Annotated in this window: 23 protein-coding genes; 13 read left to right on the forward strand and 10 right to left on the reverse strand. The window is 61.8% G+C overall.

The window, feature by feature from the left end:
• Positions 1–21: 21 nt before the first annotated feature.
• Both EQV97_RS12775 and EQV97_RS12780 read right to left on the reverse strand, forming a co-directional pair.
• Positions 22–333 carry an AzlD domain-containing protein gene (locus tag EQV97_RS12775; protein WP_201148586.1) on the reverse strand — a complete coding sequence of 104 codons (312 nt, stop codon included), beginning with the start codon at positions 331–333 and terminating at the stop codon, positions 22–24.
• Positions 333–1,034, reverse strand: coding sequence for an AzlC family ABC transporter permease (locus EQV97_RS12780; RefSeq protein WP_122839450.1), 702 nt, complete (start codon positions 1,032–1,034; stop codon positions 333–335). Before EQV97_RS12780 ends, EQV97_RS12775 begins: the two co-directional genes overlap by 1 nt.
• A 136-nt stretch (positions 1,035–1,170) precedes the next feature.
• Between EQV97_RS12780 and EQV97_RS12785 the strand changes: the two genes are divergently transcribed.
• Positions 1,171–1,545: a DUF2784 domain-containing protein gene (locus EQV97_RS12785; protein ID WP_122839449.1), complete on the forward strand. Its 375-nt coding sequence runs from the start codon at positions 1,171–1,173 to the stop codon at positions 1,543–1,545.
• 2 nt (positions 1,546–1,547) lie between these two features.
• On the opposite strand, the gene EQV97_RS12790 is transcribed toward EQV97_RS12785, so the two are convergent.
• Together EQV97_RS12790 and EQV97_RS12795 are read right to left on the reverse strand one after the other, a co-directional pair.
• Entirely contained in the window at positions 1,548–3,125 is a 1,578-nt protein-coding gene (locus EQV97_RS12790; protein ID WP_122839448.1) for a sensor domain-containing diguanylate cyclase, read from the reverse strand.
• Positions 3,126–3,141: 16 nt separating this feature from the next.
• Positions 3,142–3,672, reverse strand: coding sequence for a DUF3087 domain-containing protein (locus EQV97_RS12795; protein ID WP_045060420.1), 531 nt, complete (start codon positions 3,670–3,672; stop codon positions 3,142–3,144).
• Between the two features lie 229 nt (positions 3,673–3,901).
• On the opposite strand from EQV97_RS12795, the gene ppnN reads away from it, so the two are divergent.
• Positions 3,902–5,275: a nucleotide 5'-monophosphate nucleosidase PpnN gene (gene ppnN, locus EQV97_RS12800; RefSeq protein WP_122839447.1), complete on the forward strand. Its 1,374-nt coding sequence runs from the start codon at positions 3,902–3,904 to the stop codon at positions 5,273–5,275.
• 110 nt (positions 5,276–5,385) lie between these two features.
• On the opposite strand, the gene EQV97_RS12805 is transcribed toward ppnN, so the two are convergent.
• A complete protein-coding gene (locus tag EQV97_RS12805) occupies positions 5,386–6,453 on the reverse strand; it encodes an alpha/beta hydrolase (RefSeq protein WP_122839446.1) in 1,068 nt (355 codons plus the stop codon).
• A gap of 178 nt (positions 6,454–6,631) precedes the next feature.
• Here EQV97_RS12805 and EQV97_RS12810 point away from each other — a divergent pair, with 178 nt between their 5' ends.
• Both EQV97_RS12810 and EQV97_RS12815 read left to right on the forward strand, forming a co-directional pair.
• Entirely contained in the window at positions 6,632–7,372 is a 741-nt protein-coding gene (locus EQV97_RS12810; RefSeq protein WP_122839445.1) for a response regulator, read from the forward strand.
• A gap of 115 nt (positions 7,373–7,487) precedes the next feature.
• The gene (locus tag EQV97_RS12815) at positions 7,488–7,712 is read left to right on the forward strand and encodes a hypothetical protein (RefSeq protein ID WP_122839444.1); all 225 of its coding nucleotides are present in this window, start codon (positions 7,488–7,490) and stop codon (positions 7,710–7,712) included.
• A 39-nt stretch (positions 7,713–7,751) separates the two neighbouring features.
• Here EQV97_RS12815 and EQV97_RS12820 read toward each other — a convergent pair whose 3' ends face one another.
• Together EQV97_RS12820 and EQV97_RS12825 are read right to left on the reverse strand one after the other, a co-directional pair.
• A complete protein-coding gene (locus EQV97_RS12820) occupies positions 7,752–9,185 on the reverse strand; it encodes an FAD/NAD(P)-binding protein (protein ID WP_225568536.1) in 1,434 nt (477 codons plus the stop codon).
• 116 nt (positions 9,186–9,301) lie between these two features.
• Entirely contained in the window at positions 9,302–9,865 is a 564-nt protein-coding gene (locus EQV97_RS12825) for an XRE family transcriptional regulator (RefSeq protein ID WP_122839442.1), read from the reverse strand.
• Between EQV97_RS12825 and EQV97_RS12830 the strand changes: the two genes are divergently transcribed.
• The 8 genes from EQV97_RS12830 (at position 9,860) to EQV97_RS12865 (ending at position 18,607) form a co-directional block, all read left to right on the forward strand.
• Positions 9,860–10,888, forward strand: coding sequence for a DMT family transporter (locus tag EQV97_RS12830; RefSeq protein WP_240889024.1), 1,029 nt, complete (start codon positions 9,860–9,862; stop codon positions 10,886–10,888). The two genes, EQV97_RS12825 and EQV97_RS12830, sit on opposite strands and share 6 nt — an antisense overlap.
• Positions 10,889–11,161: 273 nt before the next feature.
• A complete protein-coding gene (locus tag EQV97_RS12835) occupies positions 11,162–14,080 on the forward strand; it encodes a monovalent cation/H+ antiporter subunit A (protein WP_122839440.1) in 2,919 nt (972 codons plus the stop codon).
• A complete protein-coding gene (locus EQV97_RS12840) occupies positions 14,080–14,424 on the forward strand; it encodes a Na+/H+ antiporter subunit C (RefSeq protein ID WP_003202835.1) in 345 nt (114 codons plus the stop codon). Before EQV97_RS12835 ends, EQV97_RS12840 begins: the two co-directional genes overlap by 1 nt.
• The gene (locus tag EQV97_RS12845; protein WP_122839439.1) at positions 14,421–16,106 is read left to right on the forward strand and encodes a monovalent cation/H+ antiporter subunit D; all 1,686 of its coding nucleotides are present in this window, start codon (positions 14,421–14,423) and stop codon (positions 16,104–16,106) included. Before EQV97_RS12840 ends, EQV97_RS12845 begins: the two co-directional genes overlap by 4 nt.
• Positions 16,103–16,591, forward strand: a complete 489-nt coding sequence (locus EQV97_RS12850) for a Na+/H+ antiporter subunit E (RefSeq protein WP_201148566.1) — start codon at positions 16,103–16,105, stop codon at positions 16,589–16,591. The genes EQV97_RS12845 and EQV97_RS12850 overlap by 4 nt, the downstream gene beginning before the upstream one ends.
• Positions 16,588–16,866 (forward strand): K+/H+ antiporter subunit F, encoded by a 279-nt coding sequence (locus tag EQV97_RS12855; protein ID WP_045060409.1) that lies wholly within the window; start codon positions 16,588–16,590, stop codon positions 16,864–16,866. The genes EQV97_RS12850 and EQV97_RS12855 overlap by 4 nt, the downstream gene beginning before the upstream one ends.
• The gene (locus EQV97_RS12860) at positions 16,863–17,225 is read left to right on the forward strand and encodes a Na+/H+ antiporter subunit G (RefSeq protein WP_122839437.1); all 363 of its coding nucleotides are present in this window, start codon (positions 16,863–16,865) and stop codon (positions 17,223–17,225) included. The genes EQV97_RS12855 and EQV97_RS12860 overlap by 4 nt, the downstream gene beginning before the upstream one ends.
• Before the next feature lie 62 nt (positions 17,226–17,287).
• Positions 17,288–18,607, forward strand: a complete 1,320-nt coding sequence (locus EQV97_RS12865) for an MFS transporter (RefSeq protein ID WP_240889025.1) — start codon at positions 17,288–17,290, stop codon at positions 18,605–18,607.
• 25 nt (positions 18,608–18,632) lie between these two features.
• On the opposite strand, the gene EQV97_RS12870 is transcribed toward EQV97_RS12865, so the two are convergent.
• From EQV97_RS12870 to EQV97_RS12880, 3 genes are all read right to left on the reverse strand, one after another.
• Positions 18,633–19,070 (reverse strand): DUF3995 domain-containing protein, encoded by a 438-nt coding sequence (locus EQV97_RS12870; protein ID WP_240889026.1) that lies wholly within the window; start codon positions 19,068–19,070, stop codon positions 18,633–18,635.
• Between the two features lie 73 nt (positions 19,071–19,143).
• A complete protein-coding gene (locus EQV97_RS12875) occupies positions 19,144–20,160 on the reverse strand; it encodes an ABC transporter substrate-binding protein (protein ID WP_045060405.1) in 1,017 nt (338 codons plus the stop codon).
• A 151-nt stretch (positions 20,161–20,311) separates the two neighbouring features.
• Positions 20,312–20,782: a hypothetical protein gene (locus EQV97_RS12880; RefSeq protein WP_082069195.1), complete on the reverse strand. Its 471-nt coding sequence runs from the start codon at positions 20,780–20,782 to the stop codon at positions 20,312–20,314.
• Positions 20,783–21,386: 604 nt separating this feature from the next.
• Here EQV97_RS12880 and EQV97_RS12885 point away from each other — a divergent pair.
• On the forward strand, positions 21,387–21,617 hold the full coding sequence (locus tag EQV97_RS12885) for a hypothetical protein (RefSeq protein ID WP_045060403.1): 231 nt from the start codon (positions 21,387–21,389) through the stop codon (positions 21,615–21,617).
• Positions 21,618–21,660: the final 43 nt, after the last annotated feature.

Here is a 21,660-nt window from a genome sequence, read left to right on the forward strand (position 1 = left end):
CGGTTTAAGCGTAGAACAGATTCACAGCCACCAACGCAGCACGAAGAACACCGCCATGCTCAACAGCATGCTGAGCAAGGTGCTGCGGGTGTACAGCACAAGCCCCACCGCTACCATTGAACTGAGCAAGTACGGATTATCCCATTGCAGGTTCAGTTGTTTGTCCGGCATGAACACGATTGGCCCGCAGATGGCGGTGAGCATGCCCGGCACGGCAAAGCCGAGGAATTGCCGGGCGTTGCTGCTCAGGCGCACCGGCAGGCGCGGCTCCAGAAACACGTAGCGGTTGAGGAACACCAGCGCACCCATCCCGAATATCACCGCCCAGACCATCATGCTGTTTGCCCCGGATAAAGTTTGTTGCACATAAATCCCGCCGTCATGCCTGCCAGCCCCGCCAGCACCAGCGCCGAGCCCCACTGCCAGTAACTGAACAGCACGGAACAAAACAGCGCCACCGCGACGCACACCACCGTGGGCACGTTACGCACCACCGGGGTGATCAGGGCAATGAAGGTTGCGGCAATCGAGAAGTCCAGGCCCAGGTGTTCCAGCCCCGGGATGCTGCTGCCGAGCACGATGCCGGCCAGGGTGAAAAGGTTCCAGGCCACGTAGAACGTCAACCCGACCCCAAGCGCGTACCAGCGATTGAACTGCTGCTTGTCATGCTGGCTGGTCAGGGCGAACAGTTCGTCGGTCAGCAAAAAGCCCAGACCCACGCGCCAGCGTCCCGGCAGCGGTGAGATCACCGAGCGCAGGCTCATGCCGTAGAGCAAATGCTGGGAGGTCAGCAGCAGCGTGGTCAGCAGTATCGAGAAAATCCCGGCACCGCCCTTGAGCATGCCGATGGCCACCAGCTGTGCGGCGCCGGCAAACACGATGCTCGACAGGCCCTGGCCTTGCAGGGGCGTGAGGTTGGCTTCGATGGCCATGGAACCGGCCAGCAGGCCCCAAGGCGCAGTCGCCAGGGACAAGGGAAGGATCGCCACGGCGCCGCGCAGGAATGCGCTGCGGGGCATATGAGCGTTGGACATGACGTTCTGCGACCGGAAAAAAGACCTGCAACTTTGCCAGTACTTACCCGCGAAGGCATGCACAATTTCGAGTTATTTGCCGGCCATCGACCGGGTACCATGGTGCGGTCCATCCGGCACACCCAGGGAAGCCCACATGCTGTACCGAATCGCCGCCGACGGGCTGGTGCTGTTTCATCTGCTGTTCATTCTGTTCGTGCTGTTCGGCGGGCTGCTGGTGCTCAAATGGCGCCACTTGGCGGTGCTGCACCTGCCTGCGGTCGCGTGGGGTATCTCGGTGGAAGTCTTTCACCTGATGTGCCCGCTGACCGACTGGGAGAACCGCATGCGCGATGCCGCCGGCCAGAGCGGCTACGGCGGTGGTTTCGTCGAGCATTACATCTGGCCGGCGATCTATCCCGCCGGCCTGACCCCGGGCATCCAGGTGGGCCTGGGCGCCGTGGTGCTGGCGCTGAACCTGTGGGTCTACCTGCGGCTGGTCAGGCGTTTGCGACGAGACGGGCGCCGCTGAAGCTACTTGTCGATCACGCTCATGTTGCGGCCACTGGCCTTGGCCACGTACAGCGCCCTGTCGGCGGCACGCACCAGGTCGTCGGGCTGCTCATGCGAGGCCGGGTCCCAGGCGCAGACCCCGACGCTGACGGTGACCACCCCTTCGACGCCCTCGCTGTGTTCGATCGCCGCCAGCTGCACCGCCCGACGAATTTTTTCCGCCACCAGGAAGGCGCCCACATAGTCGGTGCCCGGCAGCACCACCGTGAACTCTTCGCCACCGTATCGGGCCGCCAGATCACCTGGGCGCTTGATGTGCGAGTTGATGATCGAGCTGATCTTGCGCAAGGATGCGTCGCCCGCCACATGGCCGTACAAATCGTTGAAACGCTTGAAATGATCGACATCAATCAACAGCAGCGCGAGGTGAGTCTGGGTGCGCCGGGCGCGGCGCATCTCGGTCAGGATGAACAGATCGAACTGGCGTCGGTTGGACAGGCCGGTCAGGGCATCTTCCAGAGCGAGCAGCTCCAGGCCGCGATTGACCTCGAGCAGTTTTTCCTGGGCGTCGAGCAGCACACTCTGAATGCGATTCTGCTGCTGCATCAGCCGGATCAGCCGGTAACCGAGGGCACCCAGAAGCCCCAGGAACAGGGCCACGATGCCGGCACTCAGCAGCGATGCCTCGCGCCAGCTGGCCAAGACTTCGTCCTGATTCAGCGCGGCGAACACAATCAGCGGGTACCCTTCGACCCGGCGAAAGCCCACCACCCGTTCCACGCCATCGACCACCGACCGGACCCTGGCCGTCCCGGCGTTACCCAACGGCAGCAACTGGGTAAACAGCGGGCCATTGGCCACACTGCTGCCGACTTCCGATTCCTTGAACGGACGGCGCACGACAATCGTGGCGTCATCGGCGATCAGGTTGATCACGCCGTTCTGGCCCATGTCGATGCTGTCATAGAGCGAGAGGAAATGGCTCAGGTTGATGGTCGCCAGCGCCACGCCGGCAAAACTGCCGTCCGGATGATTGACCCGACGCGACACCGTCATGATCCATTCGCCACTGGAGCGGCTCTTGATCGACGGGCCGATGTGCGGTCCACGATCAGGATGATCGCGGTGGAAGATGAAGTATTCCCGGTCCGAGTTATTGGCGTTGGGCAGGCCGGCGCCGTTGGAGTTGGCGATCCACTGCCCGCTCTGGTCGTAGACAAACAGGCCGTGCAACTGGCTCAGCTCCCGGCGCTGCACCCCAAGCAGGCGTTGCATCCTGGGCAGGCGCGCCGATTCGATGCCTTCGTTTTCCAGGCGCTCGACCAGCGTGAGCAGCAGCGTGTCAGCCTGCTTGATTGACGCCTGCGCCTGCCAGGCCAGGGCCTGCGCAAGGTTGGACATCGCCACTTCCTTGTCGCGCAGGTGGTATTGGCGCGAGTTCCAGACTTCCCAGCCGGCGACGGAGGCCATCGACACGCACACGGCGATCAGGAAAAACACCAGTGAGCGGATTTTCAGCCTGGACACCGCCTCGCTGCCGTTCAACAACATGGCCGGTTGGGTGTGATCGAGTTGATCGTTAATGGACAGTTGTCCCATGTCATTCCCTGACCTCTTAGGGTGTCGGCGTCTGCTTGAGGGCGTCGATCCAGGCAGGATCCAGTCGTGTCTGCCCGGTTTCGATACCTAGCGCTTCCATTCGCGCCTTGTGCTGGTCAATCTCGCGGTTCAATTGCCCGTGGTCGCTGGAGTTGCCGTCCAGCTCATGCATCTGGGTCAGCCCCAGATGATAGAAGCGTAGCAACTTCATCGCGTGGGGATCATCGCGATCCACCGCCGCCGTCACCTGATGCATGACATTGGTAATGCTCATCAGGCTGCGCTTGAGCTGCCAGCCATACACGGCGGCCGCCATCCACGGCTGGCTCCAGAATAGCCCACGCATCAACGCGACCATCAGCAACACCGCCACGAACACCCCACCGACGTTAAAGCGCATGTTGTCGCCGCCAGGCTCGCCGAATACGGCCACCGCCACGCTCGACAACAGCATCGCCAGCACCAGGAACACCAAAGCGATAATCACCGTGCTGCGCCGCGTCTGTTGTCGATAGGTCTGGGCATTCATTGGCTGGATTTCAAACATTACGACAGGGTTCCTTGCATCAGGTCATAGGTTGAGGGGCAAAAGACTGCGGGGCATTATCGCCTCATCGACAGATTTAGCTATGCTGCAGCTCCTTTTCATCTTTTCATCGTCAAAGGGCAACGTGGCGATACCGCGCAGTTCGTGCCATCTTCTTTCATGGATACACACTATTCGGATGCCATTTACCGGCCCTTCGTGTGAATGACATCGTTTTAAGGATCATTGAATGACCCAACGACATGTAATCAACGCCTCTGTCAGCCCTAAAGGCAGCCTGGAAACCCTTTCCCAGCGTGAAGTCCAGCAACTGAGCGAAGCCGGTTCCGGCAGCACCTACACCCTCTTCCGCCAATGCGCCCTGGCCATCCTCAACACCGGCGCTCACGTTGATAACGCCAAGACCATTCTCGAAGCCTACAAGGATTTCGAGATCCGCATTCACCAGCAGGACCGTGGCGTGCGCCTCGAATTGCTGAACGCCCCTGCCAACGCGTTCGTCGACGGCGAAATGATCGCCAGCACCCGGGAAATGCTGTTCAGCGCCTTGCGCGACATCGTCTATACCGAAAACGAGCTGGACAGCCAGCGCATCGACCTGAGCAATTCCCAGGGCATCAGCGACTACGTCTTCCACCTGCTGCGCAACGCCCGCACCCTGCGCCCCGGCATCGAGCCGAAGATCGTGGTGTGCTGGGGCGGCCATTCGATCAACACCGAGGAATACAAGTACACCAAGGAAGTCGGCCACGAACTGGGGCTGCGCAGCCTGGACATCTGCACCGGCTGCGGCCCCGGCGTGATGAAAGGCCCGATGAAGGGCGCGACCATCGCCCACGCCAAGCAACGCATCCATGGTGGCCGGTACCTGGGCCTGACCGAACCGGGAATCATCGCCGCCGAGGCGCCGAACCCGATCGTCAACGAGCTGGTGATCCTGCCGGACATCGAAAAACGCCTGGAAGCTTTCGTGCGAGTGGGCCACGGGATCATCATTTTCCCCGGCGGCGCCGGCACGGCCGAAGAGTTCCTGTACCTGCTCGGTATCCTGATGCACCCGGACAACAAGGGCCTGCCCTTCCCGGTGATCCTCACCGGGCCCAAGCATGCAGCGCCTTACCTGGAGCAGCTGGACGCGTTCGTTGCTGCCACGCTGGGCGAAGCGGCGAAACAGCACTACGAGATCATCATTGACGACCCGGCCGAAGTCGCCCGGCAGATGACCCAGGGCCTCAAGGCGGTCAAGCAATTCCGCCGCGAGCGTAACGATGCGTTCCACTTCAACTGGCTGTTGAAGATCGACGAAAGCCTGCAACGCCCGTTCGATCCGACCCACGAAAACATGGCCAACCTGAACCTGAGCCGCGACCTGCCCGCCCATGAACTGGCCGCCAACCTGCGCCGGGCGTTTTCCGGCATCGTTGCCGGAAACGTCAAGGACAAGGGCATCCGCCTGATCGAGGAACACGGGCCGTATCAGATCCGTGGCGACGCCGCGATCATGCAGCCGCTGGATCAACTGCTCAAGGCCTTCGTCGCCCAGCACCGGATGAAACTGCCGGGTGGCGCGGCGTATGTGCCGTGTTATCGAGTGGTGGCCTAGCAGCATTTGTGTGAGGCGCAGATCACTGTGGGAGCGGGCCTGCTCGCGATGGCGGTGTACCTGATGCATCGATGCTGGCCGCTGCCACAGGTTAGCGCTCGTTCAGCCGGTCACAATTTATCGGCATCAATCACTGCTTTGGCAAAGGCCTTCGGGTCTTCCTGCGGCAGGTTGTGGCCGATGCCGCCCTTGATCAAGCGGAACTCATACTTGCCGGTGAAGCGTTTCGCATAGTCCTCGGGAGCTGGATGCGGCGCGCCGTTGGCGTCGCCTTCCAGGGTGATGGTCGGCACGCTGATGGCGGGCGCCTTGGCCAGCTGCTGTTCCAGGGCCTCGTAACGGCTTTCCCCTTGTACCAATCCCAGGCGCCAGCGGTAGTTGAAGACGGTGATTGCTACATGGTCGGGGTTGTCCAGGGCTGCAGCGCTGCGCTCGAACGTGGCATCGTCGAAGGCCCACTTCGGTGAGGCGAGTTCCCAGATCAACCTGGCGAAGTCATGCCGGTTTTTCTCATACCCGGCCTGGCCGCGATCGGTCGCGAAATAGAACTGGTACCACCACTGCAACTCGGCCTTGGGCGGTAACGGGTTCTTGCCTGCCGCCTGGTTGCCGATCAGATAACCGCTGACCGCCACCAAGGCTTCGACCCGCTCCGGCCAGAGTGCCGCAACAATGTCTGCCGAACGTGCGCCCCAATCATAGCCACCCAACACGGCCCGCTTGATCTGCAGCGCGTCCATGAAGTCGATGACATCACTGGCCAGTGCGGCAGGCTGGCCGTTGCGCAGCGTCTTGTCGGAGAGAAAGTGCGTATCACCATACCCCCGGGCATAAGGCATCAGCACGCGATAACCCTGCGCAGCCAACAAAGGTGCCACCTCGGAGTAACTGTGAATATCATAAGGCCAGCCGTGCAGCAGAATGACCACGGGGCCCTCGGCCGGCCCCACCTCGGCGTAAGCTACATTCAGCAGACCGGCCTGGATGTGCTTCAACGGGCCGAACACGGCAGATGGATCGACTTTGGTGCTGACCGTAGCCGCCGCGGTTACGGTGGTGCTGGCCTGCACGTTGGCCGTACACAGAAGGCCCAACTGCAGCAACACCGCAGCAAGGATCGAAGGCCCCACCAGGCGCCGGTGCTTAGCGGTTGTAATGGTCGACAAGGCGTTGTTCACGTCGGGTGACTCCTGCAGGTGGCGGATGAGCAGTCTGCTCTCGGTGAAGCCTATTTGGCCGGCCCGAGGTATCCACGTTGTGTCGTAAAACCTGTGCGATCGCGACATAACGTGTCCCACGGTGCGACGGATACAGTCCGATACAAAACCCAGAGTTCAATAACAAGAGAATCGAGCGATGGAACACGTGAACCACATCCTGATTGTCGACGACGATCGGGAGATCCGCGAGCTGGTCGGTAATTACCTGAAGAAGAACGGCTTGCGCACCACAGTCGTGGCCGATGGACGGCAGATGCGCAGCTTTCTGGAGGCCAACCAGGTGGACCTGATCGTGCTGGACATCATGATGCCCGGCGATGACGGCCTGCAGCTGTGTCGCGAACTGCGCTCGGGCAAGCACAAGGCAACGCCGATCCTGATGCTCACGGCGCGCAACGATGAAACCGACCGAATCCTCGGGCTGGAAATGGGCGCCGATGACTACCTGACCAAACCCTTCTCCGCCCGTGAACTGCTTGCCCGCATCAACGCCGTGCTACGGCGCACGCGGATGCTGCCGCCTAACCTGCTGGTCAGCGAAAGCGGCCGCTTGCTGGGCTTCGGTCGCTGGCGCCTGGACACCACCGCCCGTCATCTGCTGGACGAAGATGACACCAGGGTCGCCCTGAGTGGCGCCGAATATCGGCTGTTGCGGGTGTTCCTCGACCATCCCCAGCGCGTGCTCAGCCGTGATCAATTGCTGAACCTGACCCAGGGTCGCGACGCCGACCTGTTCGACCGCTCCATCGACCTGCTGGTCAGCCGGTTGCGCCAACGCTTGATGGATGACTCGCGCGAGCCGACCTACATCAAGACCGTGCGCAGTGAAGGGTATGTATTTTCCTACCCGGTGCAGATGCTCGGCGCACAGGACTGAATCAGCACAGGCCGATCAACATCCTTGATAAAGACTATGCCCATGGGTGTTTTTTCATCGACGGGCTCCAGCTCTACAGTGGCCACATCTTCTTCCCACGCTCTGGAGCTACCTCATGAAAATCATCATCGGTCTTGGATTTGCCCTGTCGGTCCTGGGTGCCACTTCGGCCATCGCTGCCCCGCACGCAACCGCACAAGTGGTGGCCGCTGCGCCGGTCAGCCAACCGGCTACCTTGAACGTCAATACGGTGGGCGTCGATCACAAGGACGTTCAGGCGAGCAAGCTGTATGTCGCGGAGAACCGGCCGGAGTTTGGTTCGAAATATCAGCGTTATTGATTCGATCCTTCTCTGCAGGCGGGTCCGACAGGCCATGCCCTACAGGGGTTGGGTCAATCTGCGGGCAAGCGCTTTGGCCTGCAGTGCCACATCCGTCACTGCCGTACTCTCCCACCACATTCCACGCAACGGCGGCCCCATGGCGAACAGCCGACCGGCGACTTGCCCATCGGCACCGATCACCGCGCCGTCCACGGAGGCGGCGATGCCCAGTGCCAGCGGTCCGGGCTGAATCAGGCCCCGCGCCAGCAACTGCCGGGGCAGAGGTCGGGCAACCCGTCTCCAGTCATATTCGATGCCACTGGAGTTGATCAACGCCGCGCCACGGACCACGCACTCCTGCGGCTCGCCACGCCGACGGATGCGGATACCCAGCCCATTCCCCGACGAAGGTTCAAGCCCCTTGAAGGACGCCGCCTGAATCCGCAGCCGCCCTTCCCCGTGCAACCGCGCGACCAGCTCGGCACTCAAGGGTGGCGAGCGGTGGTGATGGCTCTCCCACCACGGCCGTACGTGCCGTACGAACTGCCGACGCTGCGCGTCCGTCGCCTGGCTCCACAGCCGTGGAATGTGCACGCGCACAGTGTCCAGGGGCGCTTGCCAGTCGATCCCCCGGGCAATCGCATCGCGGCAATGGCGGCGCAGCTCGCGTACCAGTTGCCGTGGCGTACGAATGCTCGGGTCATCGCCGAGAAAGTCGGCCCAGGCCGGCGGCTGGCGGCGCACGTGGGGCAGCAGGCCGTGGCGGGAAAACACTTCGATCGGCCCGCGGTGCCCAGCCTGCTCCAGCGAGACCACGGCATCGACCATGGTCAGGCCGGAACCGATGATCAAAACCGTCGACTGCGGATCAAGCTGGCGCATCGAGGCGACATCCCAAGGGTCCAGTGCCGCTGCGTTCAAGCCACTGGATTGGGCCTGGGGCGTGCGTGCGGCGGGGAACATCCCAGTGGCCAGCACCGCGTAAGCGCCCTGCAGGCGTTGCCCGTCGCTCAAGGTCAACCGCACGCCTTCGGCCAGGTTCTCGAGGTCGACAACCTCAGCGCGCACGTGTTCCACGCTAGAACCGTTCGCGGCGCCAGCCACCTGGGCTTGCGCCAGGCGCTGTTGCACATACTCGCCAAACAGCCCGCGCGGGGGGAACAGCTCACTGACCGGCACAGACTGCTGATCGGACTCGGGCCAGCCGCCCGCCGCTATATGTGCCGTCAGCCACTGCGTCAGGTCATCGGCATTGTCCGGGTCGACGCTCATCCGCGCCGCGTTGCCGTTGAGCGTGTGTCCCAGTTCCACCGCACTGTAGGCCTCGCCCCGACCAAGCTCGTTACGCGGCTCAATCACCAGCACCGAACGCTGGCCCGGCAGGCGCAGCAGCTGCACGGCCAGCATCGCGCCACTCAGGCCGCCGCCGATGATCAGGATGTCCGCCTGGCGGATGGCGTCATTCGCCTGCTCGCGGTGGATTTCACTCATGGGGTTCTCACAGGTCAGGGTTGTCCTGGACGATCATAAGCGCCAAACCCGGGTCAGCGTCAGAGAGCAGTACCAAAGTAGCGATAGCAGCCTTGGCGACCGTCGCTGCTGGCGGTTCAGATCACCACGTTGCGCACGAAACGCGCGGCGACTTCGCCTTCATTGCGATAGGAGTGCGGCTGGTTACTGGCAAACATGTAGAACTCCCCGGCCGCAATCCGGTGGGGGACGTCACCGAGCATCAGCGTCAGGCAACCTTCGAAGACGTAGAGCTGTTCGCTCCAGCCGTCGGCATCGGGTTCGGAGGGATAGTGCTCGCCTGGCTCCAGGCGCCATTCCCAGAGCTCCACCTCCCGGGTGGCGCTGGCTTTGGACAGCAACACCGCCTTGCTGCCGGGAATGGTGCCGGCCCAGGCCAGTTCGTTGATGCGACTGGGATCGCGGGCATCGGGGGCCTGGATCAGGTCGCTGAAGGCAACGTCGAGTGCTTCGGCAACGCGGTCGAGGGTGGTCAGGCTGACATTCTTTTCACCGGCTTCGATTGCCACCAGCATCCGCCGGCTGACCCCGGATTTTTCCGCTAGGGCCGTCTGGCTCATATCGGCGGCGTGGCGCAGTCGCCGGACATTAAGGCTGACGTGTTGCAGGACCGAAGCCCGTTGCGTGGAATCTTTGTGCACTATATTGCTCACTCGGTAGGGTTGGGCAGTATACTGCGCAACATACGGCGCATTGTGCGTCCCCCTCCGGTAGCGCGCAAGGACATGACGTCGGTGAACTCCTCCCCCAATACTTCTCCCCGCTTCTCGCGGTTCAGCAAAGCCGAATGCGTGCTGGTGCTGATCACCATGGTCTGGGGCGGGACTTTCCTGCTGGTGCAGCATGCGATGACCGTCAGCGGCCCGATGTTTTTCGTCGGCCTGCGCTTCGCCGCAGCGGCGCTCATCGTCGCGTTGTTTTCCTGGCGGCACCTGCGCGAGCTGACACTGTTCGAGCTCCGGGCCGGGTCGTTTATCGGTGTGGCGATCATGCTGGGCTACGGCTTGCAGACGGTCGGGTTGCAGAGCATTCCAAGCAGCCAGTCGGCGTTCATCACGGCGCTTTACGTGCCCTTCGTGCCGTTGCTGCAATGGCTGGTGCTGGGGCGGCGTCCAGGGCTGATGCCGAGTATCGGCATCATGCTGGCGTTTACCGGCTTGATGCTGCTGTCAGGCCATGCGGGCGCATCGTTGAATTTCAGCCCGGGTGAAATCGCCACCCTGATCAGCGCCGTGGCGATTGCTGCGGAAATTATTCTGATCAGTCACTTTGCCGGTCAGGTCGATGTGCGCCGGGTGACGGTGGTGCAACTGGCAGTCACCTCGGTGCTGTCGTTCCTGCTGGTGGTGCCGACCCAGGAGCGCATTCCGGACTTTTCCTGGCTGCTGCTGTGCAGCGCCCTGGGCCTGGGGGCGGCGAGCGCGGCGATCCAGGTGGCGATGAACTGGGCGCAAAAAAGCGTCTCGCCGACCCGCGCTACCCTGATCTATGCCGGCGAGCCGGTCTGGGCCGGGATTGTCGGGCGCATGGCCGGGGAGCGGTTGCCGGCGATTGCGTTGGTCGGCGCGGGGTTGATTGTGGCAGCGGTGATTGTCAGTGAGTTGAAGACCAAGGGTAAGGCGGTTGTGGCGCAGGAAGACCTGGAGCGCGAAACCCAACGCTGACCGGCAGTACGTGCGGCGTTTGATCGAGAGTGTTCGCGAACAAGCCCGCTCCCACTGTGGATCTGTGCCAGACGCATGCCCTGCATTCACCGATGATCTAATGTGAGAGCAGGCTTGCTCGCGATGAGGCCAGACCTGCATGTCACAGCATGCCAAACCACCAGACAGCCTGACTTTTGCCCACTCCATGTAGGATTCTGCCACAGGTTCGCGTTTGGTAATCCGGGGACTGGCACGTATGATGCTTCACAAACCTCCGCAGATTAGAAGCCTATGTCCCTGATAGTTCTACTGCTTCTGCCCTTTGTTGGCAGCTGTGTGGCCGCCGTGCTGCCGCACAACGCGCGTAATGCCGAATCGCTACTGGCTGGCCTGGTCGCCCTCATAGGCACCGTCCAGGTCGCTTTGCTGTACCCGCAAATTGTCGACGGCGGGGTCATTCGCCAGGAATTCTTCTGGCTGCCCAGCCTGGGCCTGAACTTCGTCCTGCGCATGGACGGTTTTGCCTGGCTGTTCTCCATGCTGGTGCTGGGCATCGGCACACTGGTCTCGTTATACGCGCGTTACTACATGTCGCCGGACGACCCGGTGCCGCGCTTTTTCGCGTTTTTCCTGGCGTTCATGGGCGCCATGCTCGGGCTCGTCATCTCCGGCAACCTGATCCAGATCGTATTCTTCTGGGAGCTGACCAGCCTCTTTTCCTTCCTGCTGATCGGCTATTGGCATCACCGCGCCGACGCCCGACGCGGCGCCTACATGGCGCTGATGGTCACGGGTGCCGGCGGATTATGCCTGCTGGCGGGGGTCATACTGCTTGGCCATGTGGTCGGCAGCTATGACCTCGACAAGGTCCTGGCCGCCGGCGAGCTGATTCGCGCACATGCCCTCTACCCTGTCCTGCTGCCTCTTATCCTGATCGGCGCCCTGAGCAAAAGCGCGCAATTCCCCTTTCATTTCTGGCTGCCCCACGCCATGGCGGCGCCGACGCCCGTCTCGGCCTATCTGCACTCGGCGACCATGGTCAAGGCCGGGGTGTTCCTGCTGGCGCGGCTCTGGCCGTCGTTGTCCGGCAGTGAAGAATGGTTCTACATCGTCAGCGGCGCCGGTGCCTGCACCCTGTTGCTGGGCGCCTACTGCGCAATGTTCCAGAACGACCTCAAAGGGTTGCTGGCCTACTCGACCATCAGCCATCTGGGCCTGATCACCCTGCTGCTGGGCCTGAACAGCCCGCTGGCAGCAGTCGCGGCGGTGTTTCATATTCTCAACCACGCCACCTTCAAGGCTTCGCTGTTCATGGCCGCCGGGATCATCGACCACGAAAGTGGCACCCGGGACATCCGCAAGCTCAGTGGCCTGATTCGGCTGATCCCCTACACCGCCACCCTGGCCATGGTCGCCAGCGCCTCCATGGCCGGCGTACCGCTGCTCAACGGTTTCCTGTCAAAAGAGATGTTCTTCGCCGAAACCGTGTTCATCAATGCCACGGCCTGGGTCGAAATGGCCCTGCCGATTGTCGCGACCATCGCCGGCACCTTCAGCGTCGCCTACTCGTTACGGTTTACCGCTGACGTGTTCTTCGGCCCGACCGCTACCGACCTGCCCCACACCCCCCACGAGCCGCCACGGTGGATGCGTGCGCCGGTCGAACTGCTGGTGTTTGCCTGCCTGGTCGTGGGGATTTTCCCGGCACAGGTGGTCGGCCCGCTGCTGGCCGCCGCTGCGCTTCCCGTGGTCGGTGGCCCATTGCCGGAGTACAGCCTGGCCATCTGGCACGGCTGGAATGCGCCGATGATCATGAGCCTGATAGCCATGAGCGGCGGCATCGTGCTCTACCTGTTGCTGCGCAATCAGCTCAAGCGTGGACGCTTCAAGTACCCGCCGCTGATTGGCCGCTTCAATGGCAAGCGCCAGTTCGAACGCAGCCTGGTGGTGATGATGCGCCTGGCTCGGCGCCTGGAGCGGCGGATCAGCACCAAGCGCCTGCAAACCCAGCTGTTCCTGGTGGTCCTGGCCGCTGTACTGGTGGGGCTGATCCCGATGCTGCACGGCAGCCTGACCTGGGGCGACCGGCCGAAAATCCCGGGTTCGGCCGTGTTCGTCACCCTGTGGCTGCTGGCGATCGCCTGTGCCCTGGGCGCTGCCTGGCAGGCCAAGTACCACCGGCTGGCAGCCCTGACCATGGTCAGCGTCTGTGGCCTGATGACCTGCATCACCTTCGTCTGGTTCTCCGCGCCGGACCTGGCGTTGACGCAACTGGTGGTTGAAGTGGTCACCACGGTACTGATCCTGCTTGGCCTGCGCTGGTTGCCGCGGCGGATCGAAGAGGTGGCGCCATTGCCGAGCACCTTGCGCAAGGCGCGCATCCGGCGCTTGCGCGACTTGCTGTTGTCCACGGCTGTCGGTGGCGGCATGGCGCTGTTGTCCTACGCCATGTTGACGCGCCAGACCCCCAACGACATTTCCTCGTTCTACCTCAGCCGCGCCTTGCCCGAAGGCGGTGGCAGTAACGTGGTCAACGTGATGCTGGTGGATTTCCGCGGCTTTGACACCCTGGGTGAAATCACCGTGCTGGCCGCCGTGGCGCTGACCGTATTCGCCCTGCTGCGACGCTTCCGCCCACCCAAGGAGAGCCTGCAATTGCCGGCCCAGCAACGCCTGCTGGCGCCCGACGTGGTGACCGACCTGGTCAACCCGCGCCAGGCCAGCGATACCGCCCTGGGCTTCATGATGGTGCCGGCGGTACTGGTGCGCCTGCTGCTGCCGATCGCCTTCGTGGTGTCGATCTACCTGTTCATGCGCGGTCACAACCAGCCCGGTGGCGGGTTCGTTGCCGGGCTGGTGATGTCGGTCGCGTTCATCCTGCAGTACATGGTGGCCGGGACCCAGTGGGTCGAGGCGCAAATGAGCCTGCGGCCGCTGCGCTGGATGGGCACGGGGTTGTTGTTCGCCACGGTCACCGGGCTTGGGGCCATGGCAGTCGGTTATCCGTTCCTGACCACCCACACCTGGCATTTCGACCTGCCGGTGTTTGGCGCCATCCATATCGCCAGCGCCCTGTTCTTCGACATTGGCGTGTATTCAGTGGTCGTAGGTTCCACCTTGCTGATCCTCACCGCCCTCGCCCACCAGTCGGTTCGTGGCCACAAGACCGCGGCCCTGCCCAAATCCGTCGCCAGCAAAGGAGCCGTCTGATGGAAGAAGTCATCGCAATCGCCATCGGCGTCCTGGCGGCGTCCGGGGTGTGGCTGGTCCTGCGGCCGCGGACGTTCCAGGTCGTCATGGGCCTGTGCCTGCTGTCCTACGGCGTTAACCTGTTCATCTTCAGCATGGGCAGTCTCTTTATCGGCAAGGAGCCGATCATCAAGGACGGCGTGCCCCAGGACCTGCTGCACTACACCGATCCATTGCCGCAGGCGCTGGTGCTCACCGCCATCGTCATCAGCTTCGCCATGACAGCACTGTTCCTCGTCGTGCTGCTGGCTTCCCGGGGCCTGACCGGTACCGACCATGTGGACGGCCGGGAGCCTAAGGAATGAACCTGATGCCGCACCTGATTGCCGCACCGATTCTGCTGCCGCTGCTGACTGCCGCCTTGATGCTGATGCTCGGGGAAAAACACCGTCCGCTAAAGGCCAGGATCAACCTGTTCTCCAGCCTGGTCGGGCTGGGCATTGCCGTGCTGTTGCTGCAATGGACCCAGGAAACCGGCATTCCCGGCTCCATCGGCGTGTACCTGCCGGGCAACTGGCAGGCACCGTTTGGCATTGTGCTGGTGGTCGACCGCCTCTCGGCGATGATGCTGGTACTGACCGGGATCATCGGCGTCAGCGCCCTGCTGTTTGCGATGGCCCGCTGGGACGGTGCGGGCTCGAGCTTCCACGCGCTGTTCCAGATCCAGATGATGGGCCTGTACGGCGCCTTCCTGACCGCCGACCTGTTCAACCTGTTTGTGTTTTTCGAAGTGCTGCTGGCCGCCTCCTACGGGCTGATGCTGCACGGCTCGGGACGCTCCCGGGTCTCGGCCGGCCTGCATTACATTTCGATCAACCTGTTGGCTTCGTCGCTGTTCCTGATTGGCGCGGCGCTGATCTACGGCGTCACCGGCACCCTGAACATGGCCGACCTGGCGCTGAAGATTCCCCTGGTGCCGGAGGCCGATCGGGGCCTGCTGCATGCGGGCGCCGCGATCCTGGCGGTGGCGTTCCTGGCCAAGGCCGGCATGTGGCCGCTGAATTTCTGGCTGGTACCGGCCTACTCCGCGGCCAGCGCCCCGGTGGCGGCGATGTTCGCGATCATGACCAAGGTCGGCGTCTACACCTTGCTGCGCCTGTGGACCCTGCTGTTTTCCGGACAAGCCGGGGCGTCGGCGTATTTTGGCGGCGACTGGCTGATCTATGGCGGCATGGCGACCATTATCTGCGCAGCGGTGGCGATCATTGCCGCGCAACGCCTCGAACGCCTGGCCAGCCTGAGTATCCTGGTGTCGGCGGGCATCCTGCTGGCGTCCATCGGCTTCGCCCAGCCCAAGCTGATCGGCGCGGCGCTGTTCTACCTGGTCAGCTCGACCCTGGCGTTGAGCGCGCTGTTCCTGCTGGCCGAGCTGATCGAACGTTCGCGCTCGGCCAATGAAATACCCTTGTTCGATGACGGCGACCTGCTGCCCCGGCCCATGGAATCCCTGCAGCCAGCCAAAGGCATCAACCTCGATGACGAACAGAAAGCCGTAGTCGGTCAGGTGATCCCCTGGACCATGGCCTTCCTCGGCCTGAGCTTCATCGCCTGCTCGCTGCTGATCATTGGCATGCCGCCGCTTTCGGGCTTTATCGGCAAGCTGGGTTTGCTGCACGCCCTGCTCAACCCAATGGGCCTGGGCACCGGCAGCGATGAACCAGTGTCGAACGCCGCGTGGGGCCTGTTGGCGCTGCTGATCATCTCGGGCCTGGCCTCGCTGATCGCCTTCTCGCGCCTGGGCATCCAGCGCTTCTGGACGCCGGAGGAGCGACCGTCGCCGCTATTGCGCCGTTTTGAATGTGTGCCGATCTTCGCGTTGCTGGGCCTGAGCATCGCGCTGACCTTCAAGGCCGAGCCACTGCTGCGCTACACCCAGGCCGCTGCAGACGCCTTGAACAATCCCCAGCAGTACGTCATGGCAGTGCTCGGCACTCGCGCCGTGCCAAGCCCCGAAGCGCAAGCCGCGATCGTGGAGGTGCGCCCATGAATCGTCTGTTTCCCGCCCCCTGGTTATCACTGGCGCTGTGGGTATTGTGGCTGGCGCTGAACCTGTCGATCAGCCCGGGTAATGTGCTGCTGGGGGCCGTCTTAGGCATCTGCGCGCCACTGATGATGCGCAAACTGCGCCCCCTGCCGATCCGCATTCGTCGCCCTGGCGTGATCCTGCGCCTGTTCCTGCTGGTGGGACGTGACGTGGTGGTGTCCAACCTCGCCGTCGCCTGGAGCGTGCTCAATGCCGGACGCCGACCGCCGCGCTCGCGCTTCATCAAGGTGCCGCTGGAGCTGCGCGACGCCAACGGCCTGGCGGCCCTGTCGATGATCACCACGGTGGTTCCCGGCACGGTCTGGTCGGAGCTGGCACTGGACCGCAGCATTCTGTTGCTGCACGTGTTCGACCTGGATGACGAAGCGCTGTTCATCGAGCACTTCAAGGCGACCTACGAACGCCCCCTGATGGAGATCTTCGAATGAGCCCGCTGCTGTCGAATGCGATCCTGCTGAGCCTGTTCATCTTCTCGCTGGCCATGGTCCTGACCCTGATTCGCCTGTTCAAGGGGCCTTCGGCACAAGACCGGGTACTGGCGCTGGACTACCTGTACATCGTCGCGATGCTGATGATGCTCACCCTGGGCATCCGTTATGCCAGTGACACCTACTTTGAAGCAGCGCTGCTGATCGCGCTGTTCGGCTTCGTCGGCTCGTTTGCCCTGGCGAAATTCCTCCTGCGCGGCGAGGTGATCGAATGAACGCGGAACTGTCTTTGTGGGTTGAAGTGCCGGTGGCGATCCTGCTGGTGCTCAGCAGCCTGTTTGCGCTGATCGGCGCCACCGGGCTGCTGCGCATGAAGGATTTTTTCGAGCGCATGCACCCGCCGGCCCTGGCGTCGACCCTGGGCGCCTGGAGCGTGGCACTGGCGTCGATCATCTACTTCTCGGCGCTCAAATCCGCGCCGGTGCTGCACGCCTGGCTGATTCCAATCCTGCTGGCCATCACGGTACCGGTGACCACCCTGCTGCTGGCCCGGGCGGCGCTGTTTCGCAAGCGCATGGCCGGGGATGATGTGCCGGCCGAGGTAAGTAGTCGGAGCATGGAAAGCGGGAACTGAGCCACGGGCACCCTGGGATCCTGTGGGAACGAGGCTTGCTCCCACAGCTCATCGGTAAATCAATGAGTGCAGATTTCTCAAACAGCCTGTGGGAGTTTCCTGTTATCGACCGCCGACTACTGAAGGTTCAGTTCAGTTTTTTTCTAATGGTTCTGGGCGGACGCTGCAATCAACTTGCCGTCGCGTGGTGGGTGCTCCAGGAAACCGGCTCGGCGCTCTACTTCGCCAACATGATTGCCTGTTCCATCGCGGCAGAGGTGCTGGCCAGGCCCCTGTTGGGGTGGATGGGCGACAAGTACAACAAAATCCGGATCATCAAGCTCGCCTCATGGCTCAGCCTGACCAGCGCGCTGCTTATGTTGATGCTGTCGGCCACTGGCGAGTTCAACCCCTGGACGGTGGGTGCGCTGATGATGCTCAGCAGCGCGATCGTTGGCGTGCGTGACCCGCTGCAGGCGTCGATCATTCCTTTGTTTGCCAGCGACGACAAAGTCTCGCTGGCCTTCAGGAGCAAAAGCGTGATGTCGTCGTTGTCGATGCTGCTGGGACCGGCGCTGGCCAGCGGGTTGATTTACGGATTTGGCATCACTTTCGCTTTAGCTGCGGATTTTTTTGCGATCCTCGTCGCCGGGTTATTGATTGCGACCATCCCAAGCCCCATCGGCGCTCCCGACGACAGCGCAAACCCTGCGACTGCCAATGGCTTCAGCATGATCTACTCCGGCTTCAAGGTGGTCTACGGCGTGAAAGTGGAGTTTTACCTGGCGCTTATTGCGATGTTGATCAACTTTGCCCTCTACCCGTTTTTCACCCTTCTGATTCCGCTCTATGTGAAAGACGTCATCCAATACCCGGTGACTTACATCGGTTTGCTGGATGCCAGCTTCGGGCTGGGCATTCTGCTGGGCAGTTACAAGATCATCGGATGGTTGTCCGGCCGAATCCCTCGGGACATGTGTGTGTCCGCCGGGTTCGCACTATTGGGTTGCAATCTGTTGGTGTTCGGGACCGTTACCTCTTCGGTTATCGTCACCGTCGCGTTTTTCTGCGGTGGCGTCGGACTGATGCTGATCAACATCCCTACCTCGTCCGTACGGCTGCTGGCGACACCAAAATCGCACCGCAACCGCGTGTTCGCCACGGTTGCGTTCCTGTCCGCAGCGGCCAGTCCCTTGGGGAGCTTTGCGATGAGCACCTTCATTGGCCAACTGGGAGTCGCGATAACCATCACGCTGCTGGGTGCCATGGTGCTGCTGTTATCCCTGCTGGTTCTGCTGATACCTGATTTCAAGCGATTCATGCGCTCCCAGGATACCCAGCTCAACGATGCTTACCTGGACAAGTACCCTGCAGCGTTCAGCGGGGCTTCCAGCAAGGCTTGATAGCACCGTTGCCGTGCCCCGCTCTTCAGCTCCAAGCCACCGCCAGCAACCCTGCCCCCAACACTACACACAACGGCGAATACGCCCAGGTATCGAGGCGGGCAAATTTGGAATCCTTGACCTGTTTGAAAAACCCTACAAGATTCGAATCGCCAATCGCTCGGGCGAACATCAGCATCGCAATGGCGCTGATCACCCACTGCAGTGACCAGTGATGCACCGTCGGCAGGTACAGGCCAACCCGCAGGCACACTAGCATCGCGATCAGCAGCAGGCCGACCGCCACCAGCAGCGTGGCGAATCCAGAAGGCTTGAAGGCCGGCCTGGAGCCTTGGTCGTCCTCCCTGGGCACTCGCGGCACGGCGGCCTCGCTGCCCAGCTTGCCACCGGCCGCCCAGTACAGGTGGACCAGGCTGATCAGGAGGAAGACGGCAGCCATCCATTGCGCAATTACCAGGCTCATAGTCAAACTTCCAGCGTGAAATGTGCGCGCAGGATGAACCTCCCCGAACGATTATGTAAGGGCAGGCCCAAACTCACTTCAACTCGGCAGCGACTTTGGCGGCGACATCCTTGGGCACCCAGGCCTGCCAAACGTCCGGATGCGCCTTCATGAACGCTTCGGCCGCCTGGCGTGGCGCGGTGTGTTTTTCGCTCATCTGGGCCAACGCCTTGTTCAACGGCTCGATCGGGAAATCGACCTTGCTGAAAAACTCGGCAATCTGCGGGTACTGCTTCTGGAACGGGGTGGAGACGCCGATCGACAGCTTCGACGCCAGCGAGCGGGTCGGTTGCGGATTGGGATTGTCGGCGTCGGTGAGGGTCTTCCAGGCTTCGGCATTGAACGGCGGTTCTTCCAGCTGGATCAGCTTGAAGCGGCCGAGCAGCGGCGTCGGCGACCAGTAATAGAACAGGATCGGTTTGCCTCGACGAATCGAGGAACTGATCTCGGCATCCAGCGCCGCCCCGGACCCGCTGCGGAAGTTCACGTAACTGTCGTCCAGCCCGTAGGCCTTGAGCTTCTGCTTGTTGACCACCTCGGACGTCCAGCCGATCGGGCTGTTGAGAAAGCGGCCCTTGCCAGGCGATTCCGGATCGCTGAACACGTCCTTGTACCTGGGCAGATCGGTGACGCTGCGCAGGTCCGGGGCCACGGCCTTGATGCCCTTGGCCGGGTCACCCTTGATCACATACTCGGGCACCCACCAGCCTTCGGTGGCACCCTTGACCGTGTCGCCCAGGCTCACCACCTTGCCTTCAGCCTCGGCCTTGACCCAGACCGGACTGCGCCCGGCCCATTCTTCGCCGATCACCTGGATATCGTTGTTGGCCAGCGCGGTTTCCAGGGTAATGGTCGTGCCCGGCAGGGTATCGGTGGGCAGTCCGTAACCCTTCTCGACGATGATCCGCAGGATATCGGTGATCAGGCTGCCGCTTTCCCAATTCAGGTCGGCAAAATGGATGGGCGCCTGGGCGGCGGCCACCGGGCCGGATGAAGCGAACAAAGCACCAGTGGCCAGGGCAGCGGCCAGGAACCGTCGTAATCCTTTCATGCTTTTGCACCTCGTGCTGTTCACAGCAATAGCAGGATGGCCGGGCAGAAGACCGCGAGCCTCAAAATACTCAGTCCACTGACTGTAGTAGAGGTTCCTGCTTTCGAAGGGCGTGAATCTGTTTTCGCAAATGTACTGCAGTGCCGACCGCTTATTCGCTGGCCTTGAAGGTCACCAGTTCACCCTTGCGCCATTTCGCGGCTTTGGCCGTGACGGCCTTGAGTGTCTTGGTCAAACCTTCCTGCAACTGCTGGTGCGCGGCGAACACCATCACCACGCTATGGCCTTCCTTGAACACGATGCCGTGGCCATCAGCGGTAGTCACGAACGCATAATCGCCAAGGCCGTAAACGGTCAGTTTAATTTCGCGAAACTTGATATCCAGCTTGCCGCCTTCGCGACTGGGCAGTACGGATGCGCTGAAGTGATCGCCAACCTTGAGCTTGAGCCCGGGTTTATCATCAACGACCAACGACTCTTCGGTATCGATTTCGGCAATGTAAATGCCTTCGGCGTTTTGTTCGGTGATGTAAACGAAACGTGACTGAAACTGTTTAACCAGCTTTGCCCGCAGATCACCCAGCACGAACAAAGCATGCATATCGAGATTACTTACTGCCAAGGAAACATCCCCACATCTGAAATGGTGCCGCGCGCGAAACGGGCGCACGGCAGAAAATAGCGGCAATGCCGAAATGAACACATAAACCGGGGTGAATCCCAGATCAACAGAATAATGGAATACCACCCACGTCGTCCTGTCTGGCGCTTTTCAAGACTTGGAGTACAGCGCCTTTTTTACGCCAGAGAAAACGGACTATCAACTCCGGGAAAAAATCGCTTTGAAAAAAGCATTTTTCCAACAGATCGCCAGGCAAAAATCGCTTTGGATAGGCACGTATGCCCGGCACTGCGGGTGATTCTAGAGCAGCGACGCTCTTCCAGACTACCCATAACGACGAACAGACGTCGGCAGACCCGTGAAAAGGGCTTCACAGGTGCACTTAAACACACTTCAGCCAACCGCCTGGCTCCCCGTGCAATCATTTGCAGGCCACGCCCTGGAGTGCCGCCACTGACTGCGGCTTCGAAAGGCGTTTCGTCATGCCGGCGACTTATCTCAGCCGCCGGCAGGCAACTACTGCCATACTGCCCGACCAATGAAATCCGTCCCAACGGCGGGCGACGTTCAAAACAACAGAATATTCTCATGGGAAGGCTGCGACGTGACGGAATTTGATATCGGCGAATTTTTCATCCGGGGCGAAGTCAGGGAAGTCGAGGGTGAGTTCCAGGCAGTCATCATCATGCGCGCCAAACCGCCGCTGACCACCGTCACCTGCCACCAGGTCGAAAAGGACCGCTGGTTCAAGACCGCCGACGTGGCCGCCATTGCCGCCCAGGATGCCGCCAAGGCACTCAAGCTGGCTGTCGATGAGGGCGCGTTAAAAGCCTGACCTTCAGTTTGCCGTCTATGCTTGCCCTGCTTTAGAACATCGC

This window comes from Pseudomonas sp. TMW22090 (genome assembly GCF_022496665.1).
GTDB lineage: Bacteria > Pseudomonadota > Gammaproteobacteria > Pseudomonadales > Pseudomonadaceae > Aquipseudomonas > Aquipseudomonas gregormendelii.

Bases quoted from the DNA above. Each gene is read 5' to 3' on its own strand.
- EQV97_RS12775 (WP_201148586.1), bottom strand. From the start codon at position 333: ATGGTCTGGGCGGTGATATTCGGGATGGGTGCGCTGGTGTTCCTCAAC.
- EQV97_RS12780 (WP_122839450.1), bottom strand. From the start codon at position 1,034: ATGTCCAACGCTCATATGCCCCGCAGCGCATTCCTGCGCGGCGCCGTG.
- EQV97_RS12785 (WP_122839449.1), top strand. From the start codon at position 1,171: ATGCTGTACCGAATCGCCGCCGACGGGCTGGTGCTGTTTCATCTGCTG.
- EQV97_RS12790 (WP_122839448.1), bottom strand. From the start codon at position 3,125: ATGGGACAACTGTCCATTAACGATCAACTCGATCACACCCAACCGGCC.
- EQV97_RS12795 (WP_045060420.1), bottom strand. From the start codon at position 3,672: ATGTTTGAAATCCAGCCAATGAATGCCCAGACCTATCGACAACAGACG.
- ppnN (WP_122839447.1), top strand. From the start codon at position 3,902: ATGACCCAACGACATGTAATCAACGCCTCTGTCAGCCCTAAAGGCAGC.
- EQV97_RS12810 (WP_122839445.1), top strand. From the start codon at position 6,632: ATGGAACACGTGAACCACATCCTGATTGTCGACGACGATCGGGAGATC.
- EQV97_RS12815 (WP_122839444.1), top strand. From the start codon at position 7,488: ATGAAAATCATCATCGGTCTTGGATTTGCCCTGTCGGTCCTGGGTGCC.
- EQV97_RS12820 (WP_225568536.1), bottom strand. From the start codon at position 9,185: ATGAGTGAAATCCACCGCGAGCAGGCGAATGACGCCATCCGCCAGGCG.
- EQV97_RS12835 (WP_122839440.1), top strand. From the start codon at position 11,162: ATGTCCCTGATAGTTCTACTGCTTCTGCCCTTTGTTGGCAGCTGTGTG.
- EQV97_RS12840 (WP_003202835.1), top strand. From the start codon at position 14,080: ATGGAAGAAGTCATCGCAATCGCCATCGGCGTCCTGGCGGCGTCCGGG.
- EQV97_RS12845 (WP_122839439.1), top strand. From the start codon at position 14,421: ATGAACCTGATGCCGCACCTGATTGCCGCACCGATTCTGCTGCCGCTG.
- EQV97_RS12850 (WP_201148566.1), top strand. From the start codon at position 16,103: ATGAATCGTCTGTTTCCCGCCCCCTGGTTATCACTGGCGCTGTGGGTA.
- EQV97_RS12855 (WP_045060409.1), top strand. From the start codon at position 16,588: ATGAGCCCGCTGCTGTCGAATGCGATCCTGCTGAGCCTGTTCATCTTC.
- EQV97_RS12860 (WP_122839437.1), top strand. From the start codon at position 16,863: ATGAACGCGGAACTGTCTTTGTGGGTTGAAGTGCCGGTGGCGATCCTG.
- EQV97_RS12865 (WP_240889025.1), top strand. From the start codon at position 17,288: ATGAGTGCAGATTTCTCAAACAGCCTGTGGGAGTTTCCTGTTATCGAC.
- EQV97_RS12870 (WP_240889026.1), bottom strand. From the start codon at position 19,070: ATGAGCCTGGTAATTGCGCAATGGATGGCTGCCGTCTTCCTCCTGATC.
- EQV97_RS12875 (WP_045060405.1), bottom strand. From the start codon at position 20,160: ATGAAAGGATTACGACGGTTCCTGGCCGCTGCCCTGGCCACTGGTGCT.